Below are 3,090 nucleotides of genomic sequence, written 5' to 3' on the forward strand. Positions count from 1 at the left end.
CCTGTACGACGGTGACGCGCTCCCCACGGACGACCCCCTCCCAGCATGATCAACCAGAAGATCATCCCACCCGGTCAGCCAACGTGACAGCGCCCCTCGGTATTCGAAAAACTCGAGATCTCCCTTACCCCGCCGACGCCCGAACAGATCGAGGCCGTCACCGGCTACGATGCCGACTTCCTAGACGAGCGCATCGACGCCCCGCAGCTGGACGCCGACCTTGCCCGTGACGCGGTCCTTCTCGACGGCTCCGAGGTCATCCCCTACACCCACTTCTCCCTCACGCTGAGCAAGAAGCGCCGCTTCCCCCTGTGGGTGGGCTGGAACATCGACGGCGGCTCCCTGAAGAAGCTCAGCCGCAGCGGCATCCCGTTCGTCAAGGACCCCCGACTGCCCGCCACCGCCCAGGTGGGCAACGAACTGTATGAGAACAACCGGCTCGACCGCGGGCACATCGCCCGCCGCGCCGACCTGCTGTGGGGCAGCCTGCCGGAGGCCGAGAGGGCCAACACCGACTCGTTCTTCTACACCAACATCACCCCACAGATGGACGACTTCAACCAGAGCGCCAAGAACGGGCTGTGGGGCGAACTGGAGGACGCCGTCTTCGCCGACGTCGACGTCGACGACCTCAAGGTCAGCGTGTTCGGCGGGCCCGTCTTCCAGGACGACGACCGCACCTTCCGCGGCGTGAAGATCCCCCGCGAGTTCTGGAAGATCATCGTCTTCACCGAGCAGGGCGAGCTGAAAGCCAGGGCGTTCCTGCTCACCCAGAACCTCGACCAGCTCGAGGCCCTGGAACTGGACGAGTTCCGCGTCTTCCAAGTCACCCTCGGCGAACTCGAAGACCGCACCCGCCTGCGCTTCCCCGCCGCCCTCCACAACGGTGACGATGTGCAGGTGCCCGAAGTGCTGGCCGAGCGAGCCCCACTGGAGAGCCTGGCCGACATCCAGTGGGACTGACTCCCACCCGGCCGCGGCCCCCAGCAAGCCAGGGCCGACCCGGCGCAGCGGCAGGGCACGAGGTGGCGTCATGGACGCCGGCCGGTAAGGCCCTCTCCCGAGGGTGCCCGTCGGAGGCAACTACCGCCGACGGGCACCCGGACGGGCTACAGCTCATCTTGCAGAAGGCCCCGGCCTTCAGGACTTTGTTGGTGGATTCGGTGTGGTCAGGCAGCTGATTCCAGTCCGAGGCGGGCGAAGTGCGGGTGGTGGCCTATCGGGGCCCCTACCCACCAGGTGTTCAGGCGATGCAGGCTGAGTCCGGTGGCGATCAGCCGGTTGAGAACCAGCTCCTCCAGGCGGAGCTCAATCATCCGGGCGCGGGACTCGCTGGGCATGGAGAAGTCGAACCCAGGAAAGCCACCCGCGACACGATCCCCATGAGAGGGTCGGTCCTCCTGCGCCTGCCCTCAGTCCCGCGGATGGGGGTTTTGGAGCACGAACGGTGCTCAGGTAGACCAGGCTGACTGACTCAGCAGGGGGGGGGGGGCGGAAGCGGGTGATCAGAGCGAGGAGCTCAGCCCTCTTTCGCCGTCACATCGGCCAGGACGCTCCGGCGTCGTCAGCACGAGGTCCACCAGTATCGGCGGAATTCAAAATGGATACGCAGGTCAGCGACCCTGTCATGCTTCGGAACGTGAGGATCAGGTCAACCCTGTGACCTGCATCGCCGTTGTGTCCGCGGCCGTTCCTACCGGAACCTCAGCTTGGTGACGACTCTCGCTCAGCGCCTGGCGCGCTGTCACCGCTCGGTGATGTGCTGATCGCGGCCCGCCTGGTACACACGACTGCTTCCCGTCGCGTGGGCTTCCATGTGAACGCCTCCCTGCACGGTCTGTGCGTCGCCTGCCGCGTCCCAGCCATCCAGGGCGTACGGAGTTCCCGCTCGGCGTCCCGATGCGAGGCGAGCAACTCGGCCACTCGGCCTGCCCAGTCGCGGCCCAGGGTTTCCTCGAGCGACCCGCCCGTCCCGTGGGCGGTGAGTGCGGCGGACCGGGAAGATTCAAGCGCACCGGCAACATCTTCGGCGCTGTCGGGAGAGTAGCGCCGCCACCATTGCATGATTCCGTCCCGGGCCTGCTGCCACCCGTCCGTCACCATGAGCGCCACCCTACCGGCCGTACCGGCCGGGCCACGATCTCCGGATCCATTCCTACCTCCGAGCGCACGGTGGGTTGTAGGGGAGTTGGGGTATGAGCGTGTGCCATCGCTGCCGGGTGAGGGGGCCTCCCCCTGAGTGGTGGACACGCTGATACTGGATCTGCTTGATCCGGAGGAAGCGAGAAGACCGCCGATGGCGATGAAGGACTACTCGGACGAGTTCAAGGCCGATGCCGTGGCCCTGTACGAGTCCACGCCCGGGGCGACGTACAAGAGCATCGCCGCCGACCTGGGCATCAACCGGGCGACTCTGCGGGAGTGGGTGCTGCGGGACCGTGAACGCCGCGGCGTCACCACCGCAGCTACGAAGCCGGCCGCCCGACCTCGTGTGGCCGTTCCGTCCGCTGATCCGGACGAGCGGGTCCGGCAGTTGGAGGCCCGGGTGGCAGAACTCGAGGCGAGTGAGCGCAAGCTCGCCACCGAGCGGGACATCCTCCGCAAGGCGGCCAAGTATTTCGGGGAGACGAACTGGTGAGGAGCCGCTTCCAGTTCGTTGACGACCACCGGGACACCTACGAGGTGAAGCGGCTCTGCCAGGTCCTGGACGTGAACTGGTCCAGCTACTACAAGTGGCTCGCCGGCGCCGAGGCCCGGGCCACCCGGCAGCGCCAGGACCGGGTCCTGGCCGAGGAGATCCGTGCGGTCCACGGCGAGTCCGGCGGCGCCTACGGCTCCCCGCGCATAACGGCCGAGCTCCGCGAGAAGGGGCGGCGGGTCAACGAGAAGCGGGTCGCCCGGGTCATGCGGACGTTCTCCATCACCGGCATCCGCCTGCGCAGACGCGTGCGCACCACCGTCCCGGACCCGGCAGCCTCACCGGTTCCGGACCTGTTCCAGCGGGACTTTGCTGCCCAGGAGCCGAACACCAAGTACGTGGGAGACATCACCTATCTCCCGATCGGCAACGGCCAATTCCTTTATCTGGCA

4 protein-coding genes are annotated in these 3,090 nt (G+C 67.1%); 3 read left to right on the forward strand and 1 reads right to left on the reverse strand.

The window, feature by feature from the left end; genetic code table 11:
• Positions 1-285: 285 nt before the first annotated feature.
• Positions 286-963 (forward strand): DNA/RNA non-specific endonuclease, encoded by a 678-nt coding sequence (locus tag ACWGKT_RS48310; protein ID WP_453278795.1) that lies wholly within the window; start codon positions 286-288, stop codon positions 961-963.
• Between the two features lie 206 nt (positions 964-1,169).
• Here the strand turns inward: ACWGKT_RS48310 and ACWGKT_RS48315 are convergent, their stop codons facing one another.
• Positions 1,170-1,340: a hypothetical protein gene (locus tag ACWGKT_RS48315; protein ID WP_453278792.1), complete on the reverse strand. Its 171-nt coding sequence runs from the start codon at positions 1,338-1,340 to the stop codon at positions 1,170-1,172.
• Positions 1,341-2,296: 956 nt separating this feature from the next.
• Here ACWGKT_RS48315 and ACWGKT_RS48320 point away from each other — a divergent pair.
• Both ACWGKT_RS48320 and ACWGKT_RS48325 read left to right on the forward strand, forming a co-directional pair.
• A complete protein-coding gene (locus tag ACWGKT_RS48320; protein ID WP_453278793.1) occupies positions 2,297-2,638 on the forward strand; it encodes a transposase in 342 nt (113 codons plus the stop codon).
• Positions 2,635-3,090, forward strand: a 456-nt coding sequence (locus ACWGKT_RS48325) for an IS3 family transposase (protein ID WP_453278794.1), incomplete at its 3' end; no start/stop codon positions are given. The genes ACWGKT_RS48320 and ACWGKT_RS48325, both read left to right, overlap by 4 nt.

Source organism: Streptomyces sp. NPDC054794 (assembly GCF_053611585.1).